Genomic DNA, 8,053 nt, shown 5'->3' on the forward strand with positions numbered 1-8,053 from the left:
ATTAACATAGATTATTCTATAAGAGACCTTTGCATAAATATGAATAATCATCAAAAATCCACTTTTCACCCGCTTGGCGATTTTTTAAACCCAGCCTTAGCCCTGCTAGGACAAGGTTTAATAAAATCACCAATCTGGCAAAAATTGAATTTTGCTAATCATCCCTATTTATGCAAAGGTCTCTATAAGGAAGTGTTATCTTGTGGAATGTGTAAAAACAATGTATTTTTCTTTTTTCTATTAAGTAAATTCAAGATAAAATTCTATTTTTACTCAATATTAACCTCGTTCGTTAAAAGAATGAAAGTTTCTTTATAAAGGCGTAATAAATAATGGATTTTTCAACAACTGAGTTGATTTTAGTGAGCTTGATTTTCATGTGGGCGGGGTTTGTGCGCACGGGGCTTGGATTTGGCGGGGCAGCGTTAGGCTTACCGTTGATGTTACTGGTGGGCGCGTCGCCTGTTTATTGGCTACCTGTGATTGGGCTTCATTTGTTGTTTTTTTCATCATTGATTTTATTAAAGTCAATTAAAAAGGTGGATTGGGCTTATCTTAAATCTACATTTATATGGATTATCCCGCCGACTTTGGTGGGCGTGTTTGGGTTGATTGCATTGCCTGATACGGTGATGGTTGTGTTTGTGTATTCGATTACGATTTTTTACGCGATTATTTGGATTTTTAACCAAAAAATCACCTCGCATCGCCCTTGGGTAGATAAATTATTATTGATTTTTGGTGGCTATGTGGCAGGTACTTCGCTCACGGGTGCGCCACTAATAGTGGCAGTGTTTATGCGCTATGTAGCAAAAGAATATTTGCGTAATTCGTTGTTTGTGCTGTGGTTTACTTTGGTAAGTATTAAGATGCTGACTTTTGTGGCAATGGAGGTAGAGATTGATTGGCAGCTGTCATTGAGTTTGGTTCCTGTGGCGGCGATTGGGCATATAATTGGGCTGAAATTACATCAAAAAATCATAGAAAATGATGATTTATTTAGGCGTTGGGTTGGTAGCGCATTACTATTGGTAAGCGTATTTGGGCTTTTGAAGGTTATTGTATAATGGCGTTTATGAATTTAATTAATCAATTATTAGCATTGGGAGATGGTATTGAATGAATATGTCTTAATTTTGGTTAGCACTATTTTGGTCAATAACTTTGTGCTGGTAAAGTTTTTGGGGTTGTGTCCCTTTATGGGGGTTTCTAAAAATCTCGATAGCGCAATTGGGATGGGTTTTGCCACGACTTTTGTGCTGACTTTGGCAAGTGTTTCCAGTTATTTAATTAATACTTATATCCTAATTCCCTTTGAGCTGGAATATCTGCGCACCATTGCTTTTATTGTAACTATTGCGAGCGTAGTAGGTTTTACAGAGTTAGTGGTGAACAAAACCTCCCCTGTTTTACATCAGTCTTTGGGCGTGTTTTTGCCACTGATTACCACGAATTGTGCGGTGCTTGGCGTGGCACTTTTAAATGTTAATCAAGATAATGGGTTTTTGGCATCGGCTGTGTATGGTTTTGGAGCAGCAGTTGGTTTTTCCTTTGTGTTGGTGTTGTTTTCAACTATTCGTGAGCGTATTGATGGGGCAGATGTGCCGATGGTTTTTCAAGGCGTGCCGATTGCGCTCATCACCGCTGGACTGATGTCGATGGCGTTTATGGGCTTTATTGGATTAGCATAAATGTTTGATTCTATTGTTATTTTTTCTTCATTAGCCTTGGTCTTAGGTTTGATTTTGGGCTATGCGGCGATTAAATTTAAGGTTACGGGCAATCCTTTGGTGGATCAAATTGATGCCATCTTGCCACAAACGCAGTGTGGGCAGTGTGATTTCCCTGGTTGTCGCCCTTATGCACAAGCAATTGCCAATGGCGAGGCGCAGATTAACCAATGCCCTCCCGGCGGGCAAGAGGGCGCTGATGCGTTGGCAGAATTGCTCGGCGTTGAAACATTACCACTCAATGAAGAGCATGGAGAGACCAAAATTGAGCATGTAGTGATTGTAGATGAGGCTGTGTGTATTGGCTGCACTTTGTGTATTCAAGCCTGCCCAGTGGATGCATTTGTCGGTGCTTCTAAGGTAATGACGAGTGTTATCGAGGATGAATGCACGGGCTGTGATTTGTGTATTCCAGTATGTCCAGTGGATTGTATTCATATTAAAGAAATCCAACCAACGCCGAGAACCTACATTCCAAAGGTAACACATGTTTAAAAAATTGAGAAGCCCGGCGTCTCAGTTAGGTGGCATTGTGATTGCTAATCCATGCCCTGTAGATAATGTTGAGATTATCCAAGCGCCGTTGCCTGATAAGGTGGTGTTACCTTTGCAACAACGCATGGGCGATGAGGTAATTCCGTGTGTTAAAGTGGGCGATAAAGTGCTAACAGGGCAGGTTATTGCGCAGGCTCAAGATGCATTTTGTGTGTCGATTCATGCGTCAATTTCTGGCACAGTGGTGGCAATTGACGCACAAACCATTCCGCATCAATCGAGGCTTAAATCCAAATGTATTACTATTAAATCTGATGGCAAGGATGAGTGGGTTGAGCACAAAGGTTATGCTGATTTTTTGCACGAATTACCTCAGACTTTGGTTGATTATATACAACAATCTGGCATTGTTGGTTTGGGTGGCGCAGGTTTTCCTACGCATGCTAAATTCAATACAATCAAACCTTGTCACACTTTAATTATTAACGCCACTGAATGCGAACCAGGCATTATGTGCGATGATGCTTTGATGCGACATTATGCATGTGAAGTTATTCGTGGTGTGGAGATTTTGCTGTATATTAGTGGTGCAAATCAGGCAATTATTGCCATTGAAGACGACAAGCAAAAAGCCTATCAATCATTATTGACATTAACTCATAATGATAAAATTAATATCGTTCAAATTCCAACTAAATATACCTCTGGCGCAGAAAAGTTACTCATCAGATCCCTGCTTGATGTTGAAATTCCTGCAAATAAGTTCGCTGTTGATGAGGGTATTATTTGCCAAAATATAGCAACCACTAAGGCAATTTCTGACGCTGTAATTAAGGGTAAACCACTCATTTCCAGAATTGTAACAGTAACAGGAGATGGCGTTGCTCAGCCGAATAATTTTGAGGTGCGTTTAGGCGCATCATTTGCACATATCGTGGCATTAGCACGACCTGATAGTCATCCACACAATAATCGTATGGGTGGTATAATGATGGGGATTGATGTAAAAACGCTAGAGGTGCCTATTTGCAAGGTCAGTAACTGTATTTTTATCAATCATACCAAAGCCAAAGTCAATATTCAAGAGTGCATCCGCTGTGGACAGTGTAATCAAGTATGTCCAGTAGGCTTATTGCCGCAGCAACTTTATTGGTATGCTAAGAGCGAGAATACAGATAAGGCAATGGACTATAATTTAGACAGTTGTATTGAATGTCGCTGTTGTGATGTGGTTTGCCCTAGCCATATCCCATTAACGCAATATTTTTCTTTTGCCAAGGCGTTGCATCGACAAAAAACACAAGGACAGCAAAAAGTGGATATTGCTAGAGAACGGTTTGAGTTTAGAGAATATCGACTAGAGCGTAACAAAACAGAACGCACTAAAATGATGGCGAGAAAGAAAGAAGAGCTCAAACAAAAAATGGCAAACGATAAGACACAAAAAAGTAAAATAGCACAAGCAATGGCAAGAGTTAAACAGGAGAAGAATGGCAACAAAATTTGATTCAACTTCACAAATGATGCGTCAAGCGATTTATGCGTTAGCACTAGGTATTGGTGCGGCTTACATTTTCTTTGGCTGGGGTATTGTTTTACAAATTGTCTTAGCGGTGATAACGGCAATTACAGTAGAGTCGGTGTTTTTAAAAATAAGAAAAATGCCGATTACATCAGCAATTGGAGATGGTTCGGCTGTTTTAACAGCTGTTTTGTTAGCCATCTCAATACCCAGTATTGCGCCGTGGTGGGTGGCAGTAGTTGGTGTGAGTTTTGCTATTATTTTTGGCAAGCAATTGTATGGCGGTTTAGGTAATAATCCCTTTAATCCAGCCATGTTAGGCTATGCTTTTTTGCTGATTTCTTATCCATTGCAAATGACCACTTGGGCAGGTGATTTTATTAGCTTTGCTCAAGCATTGGATGTGGTTTTTAATCTTAGCCCCGCTGATGCACTGAGCGGTGCAACACGATTAGACGAGGTTAAAACTCAACTGTCTTTAGGCGGGGTAATCAGTGAATTAACACTACATTCAACTGCACAGGCGTGGGTTAATATGGGATTTTTGCTGGGTGGCCTGTATTTACTTGCACGCCGAGTTATTTTTTGGCAAATTCCTGCCGCCTTTCTCTCAGGCATTGTTATCACTGCTTTTTTATTGTCATTTGGTGATAGCGAACATTATTTACCTGCTCAAAATCATCTTATGCTCGGCGGCACAATGTTAGGGGCATTTTTTATTGCCACTGACCCAGTTACCGCTAGCACCACGCCAAAAGGGCGATTGATTTATGGTTTTCTGCTGGGTATGCTTATTGTCATTATTCGCACCTTTGGTAATTATCCAGACGGCATCGCCTTTGCCGTCCTGCTGATGAATATTACCGTACCGTTGATTGATTATTACACACAGCCTAAGGTATTTGGAAAATGAAGTTACAGCCAATATTCAAAGCAGGTATTTTGCTTTTTACCTTTACTGCCATTAGTATATTTTTTGTTTCCATGGTGCAAGACTCCACCCAAGAACGCATTAAATACAATGAACGGCAGTTATTGATTCAGCGTCTTGGTGAGCTGGTTACGAGTTATGATAACAATATTTTGCAGGATAAATTCTTTAAAAAAACCATGCTACATGGTATTGAGCAAACTTTAACTATCTACCCTGCTAAGAACAACAATCAGACTTTTGCTTACCTAATTGAACACACTTACCCCAATGGATATAGTGGCAGTATTCGCCTGTTAACAGGCGTTGGTGTTGACAAAAAACTGCTGGGTGTTCGGGTGATTGCACATAAAGAAACACCGGGTTTGGGCGATAAAATCGAAACCCAAAAATCAGATTGGATTAAACAATTCTTAGGACTTTCACTCTCAAATCCAACTAAGCAGAATTGGAAAGTCAAGCAAGACGGCGGTATATTTGATGCCTTTACAGGTGCTACCGTCACACCACGCGCTATTGTTACTGCCACTTATCAAGTTTTAGAGTTATTCAGTAAGCCTTGCCTATTTAACGAAAAACCATGCAATTAAAGGACTTTGATTTTGACTTGCCTAAGCCACTGATTGCACAATTACCACCAAAAAATAGAACAGATTCACGGCTTTTAGTCGCACAATCGAGAATTATAGATACAAAATTTAATAATATAGCCGATTTCCTTCAATCAGGTGATTTATTGGTAATGAACAATACCAAGGTCATTCCAGCACGCTTGTTTGGCCATAAAGACAGCGGTGGAAAGGTGGAAATAATGATTGAGCGTTTGCTAGATGAAAGCCAAGTATTGGCGATGATTCGTGCCTCCAGAGCACCACAAATTGACAGCAAAATCACACTTGAAAACGGTGAAACAGCGACTATTTTAAACAAAAAAGATGGATTTTATACGCTTGAGTTCGCCACCAATTCATTGCTTGCTTTGTTGGAAGATATTGGGCATATTCCCTTGCCACCGTATATTGAAAGGGCAGACGATGAGCAAGATTTAGACCGCTATCAGACTGTTTACGCGCAGCGCGATGGCGCTGTTGCCGCCCCCACAGCGGGGCTACATTTTGACAATGAATTGCTGACTTCTTTACAAAACCAAGGCATTAATTCGGCATTTGTTACTCTGCATGTGGGTGCTGGCACTTTTCAGCCAGTTAAAACTGACAATATCACAGACCACATTATGCACAGCGAATGTTATGACATCTCTCAAACGACGATTGATAAAATCAACCAAACCAAAGCCAATGGTGGGCGTATTATTGCCATTGGCACAACTACTGTGCGTGTTTTAGAGTCCAGTATTAAAAATGGCAAACTTATCGCCCAACAGAGTGAAACCGATATTTTTATCTACCCCAGCTATCAATTTCAAATTGTTGATGGTTTAATTACCAACTTCCACCTACCAAAATCCTCGCTATTAATGTTAGTGAGTGCCTTTATCGGTCGTGAACGAATGATGGAAATTTACCAACACGCCATCAAAGAGCGCTATCGGTTTTTTTCTTATGGTGATGCTATGCTACTGGATCGTATATGATTTATGAAAATGCGTTAATCACACTGGAGGTTGAGTCCAGAGAAATCCCTTGGATTAAAGTTTTTACCAAACGAAAAATCAAAGAATTTAGCGAATGCACAGCAGAGGAAAAGTGTGAAATTTTTAGAATTATTGACATTACTGAAAAGTTAATGTTAAGTTATTTCAATGCAGATAAGATTAATATCGCCTCTTTTGGAAACTTATTGCCACAAGTTCACTGGCATATCATGGCACGCTTTGAAGCCGACAGCTATTTTCCTGAACCCATGTGGGGCAAAAAACAAAGACAATCTCAATTAAACCTCCCCAGTTTTGAAGTATTTTTTAGCCAACTAAAAAATCAACTATGATTAACATTCACAGCCAAACGCAACTAGATAGAAAAAGAAGCAGTATTGATATTATTCGGTAGTACAAATTGCGGCGTATGCCAAACCATCAAACCACAGATTGAGACAAAATTTTCAGACAAATTCCCAGATTTGGTTATGGTGTATATTGACTGCGAACAGTTACAAGCAGTCTGCGCCCAACACGGCGTATTTTCCCTGCCCGTGGTGCAAGTGTTTTTTATGGGGCAAAAGTTTATTGAAGAAATCCAAGGTTTTAGTTTGCTGGCTTTAGGGCAAAAAATTGAACAGGTTTTTATGAAAATGAAGCGCTAAATACTTATAAATTATAGAGACCTTTACATAATTCATAATTTCTCATCTTAATGACAACTTTTACAATGAGACCTTTGCATAAATTATGAATAATCACCAAAAATCCACTTTTTACCAACTTGATAATTTTTTTAAACCCAGCCTTAGCCTTGCTAGGGCAGAGTTTAAAAAAAATACCAATTTGACAAAAATTAAATTCTGCTAATTATCTATATTTATGCAAAGGCCTCAAACAATTACTATAAAATACAAAAAATTTTTATTAAGATTAAGGATGAATTAAAATGAAAGCACTAATAAGAAATATCTGTACAACTTACAACAATACCATCAACCTAATTACCCATATTTCGAAAGAACACTTTAGTGTACTAAACAAACTCAAGCACTTCTTAGCCTTTAGCGCTTTAACCCTATCCCTTAATGTTACCTCTGCTGGCGATGTTAATCAGTTTAATAAACAAGCCTACCTAGACCTTAATACCGAATACAACGAAAATCAACCCCAAAGCCATTACAGAAAAGACAATCAAGCCACCACACTATTAAAAGAAGTCGGTGGCACTGTGCGTAATGCTCTAGGCTCTACAGATTCAGACAATACCAATCAACTAAGCAACAAAATTACCAATAGCTTAGAAAACAAAGCCATCAGAAAAACCGAAGGTATGATTAACGACAAAGTCAATAAGTCTTTAAACAAATTTGGCAACGGTAAAACCGAAGTCTCCATTCACCAACTAGAATCCAAAAACCCAACCTATAGCATTAAAACCATTCAGCCTTTAACTGAGCTAACAGATGACTCTACCCAGCTTACATTCATACAAGCACAACTAAACTCAGGTGAGAATCATGGAAAGCGCCGTGACACTATTAATTTAGGTATTGGACAGCGTTATTTATTAGAAGGCGGTCAATCTATTGCAGGCATTAATCTATTTACTGACTATGAAACCAGATCTAGGCACAAGCGTGCTTCACTGGGTTTAGAATACCAAAGAGCCAACTTTACAGTCAATATTAATAAATACTACTCATTAACCGATAAAACCGTCATTGGCAAGTACACCGAAAATCCACTAGCAGGACACGATATTAAGTTATCAGGTC

Annotated in this window: 11 protein-coding genes; all 11 read left to right on the forward strand. The window is 39.3% G+C overall.

Going from position 1 to position 8,053, the window contains the following annotated elements; all coding sequences use genetic code 11:
- Positions 1–39 precede the first annotated feature (39 nt).
- Positions 40–318, forward strand: a complete 279-nt coding sequence (locus tag CRYPD_RS06845; RefSeq protein WP_138146844.1) for a hypothetical protein — start codon at positions 40–42, stop codon at positions 316–318.
- A gap of 14 nt (positions 319–332) precedes the next feature.
- Entirely contained in the window at positions 333–1,067 is a 735-nt protein-coding gene (locus tag CRYPD_RS06850; protein WP_138146845.1) for a TSUP family transporter, read from the forward strand.
- A gap of 48 nt (positions 1,068–1,115) precedes the next feature.
- Positions 1,116–1,691: an electron transport complex subunit RsxA gene (gene rsxA, locus CRYPD_RS06855; protein WP_138146846.1), complete on the forward strand. Its 576-nt coding sequence runs from the start codon at positions 1,116–1,118 to the stop codon at positions 1,689–1,691.
- Positions 1,692–2,225 (forward strand): electron transport complex subunit RsxB, encoded by a 534-nt coding sequence (gene rsxB, locus CRYPD_RS06860; protein WP_138146847.1) that lies wholly within the window; start codon positions 1,692–1,694, stop codon positions 2,223–2,225.
- Complete coding sequence (gene rsxC, locus CRYPD_RS06865; RefSeq protein ID WP_138146848.1) at positions 2,218–3,732, forward strand: electron transport complex subunit RsxC; 1,515 nt, start codon at positions 2,218–2,220, stop codon at positions 3,730–3,732. Before rsxB ends, rsxC begins: the two co-directional genes overlap by 8 nt.
- Positions 3,716–4,660, forward strand: coding sequence for an RnfABCDGE type electron transport complex subunit D (locus tag CRYPD_RS06870; RefSeq protein WP_138146849.1), 945 nt, complete (start codon positions 3,716–3,718; stop codon positions 4,658–4,660). Before rsxC ends, CRYPD_RS06870 begins: the two co-directional genes overlap by 17 nt.
- The gene (rsxG, locus tag CRYPD_RS06875) at positions 4,657–5,268 is read left to right on the forward strand and encodes an electron transport complex subunit RsxG (RefSeq protein WP_138146850.1); all 612 of its coding nucleotides are present in this window, start codon (positions 4,657–4,659) and stop codon (positions 5,266–5,268) included. The genes CRYPD_RS06870 and rsxG overlap by 4 nt, the downstream gene beginning before the upstream one ends.
- Positions 5,259–6,272 carry a tRNA preQ1(34) S-adenosylmethionine ribosyltransferase-isomerase QueA gene (gene queA / locus CRYPD_RS06880; protein ID WP_138146851.1) on the forward strand — a complete coding sequence of 338 codons (1,014 nt, stop codon included), beginning with the start codon at positions 5,259–5,261 and terminating at the stop codon, positions 6,270–6,272. The genes rsxG and queA overlap by 10 nt, the downstream gene beginning before the upstream one ends.
- Entirely contained in the window at positions 6,269–6,625 is a 357-nt protein-coding gene (locus tag CRYPD_RS06885) for an HIT family protein (RefSeq protein WP_138146852.1), read from the forward strand. The genes queA and CRYPD_RS06885 overlap by 4 nt, the downstream gene beginning before the upstream one ends.
- 45 nt (positions 6,626–6,670) lie before the next feature.
- A complete protein-coding gene (locus CRYPD_RS06890) occupies positions 6,671–6,940 on the forward strand; it encodes a thioredoxin family protein (RefSeq protein WP_244610274.1) in 270 nt (89 codons plus the stop codon).
- A gap of 284 nt (positions 6,941–7,224) precedes the next feature.
- On the forward strand, positions 7,225–8,053 hold an 829-nt coding region (locus CRYPD_RS06895; RefSeq protein WP_171004386.1), incomplete at its 3' end, for an inverse autotransporter beta domain-containing protein.

Source organism: Bathymodiolus heckerae thiotrophic gill symbiont, assembly GCF_900180345.1.
Classification (GTDB): Bacteria; Pseudomonadota; Gammaproteobacteria; order PS1; family Pseudothioglobaceae; genus Thiodubiliella.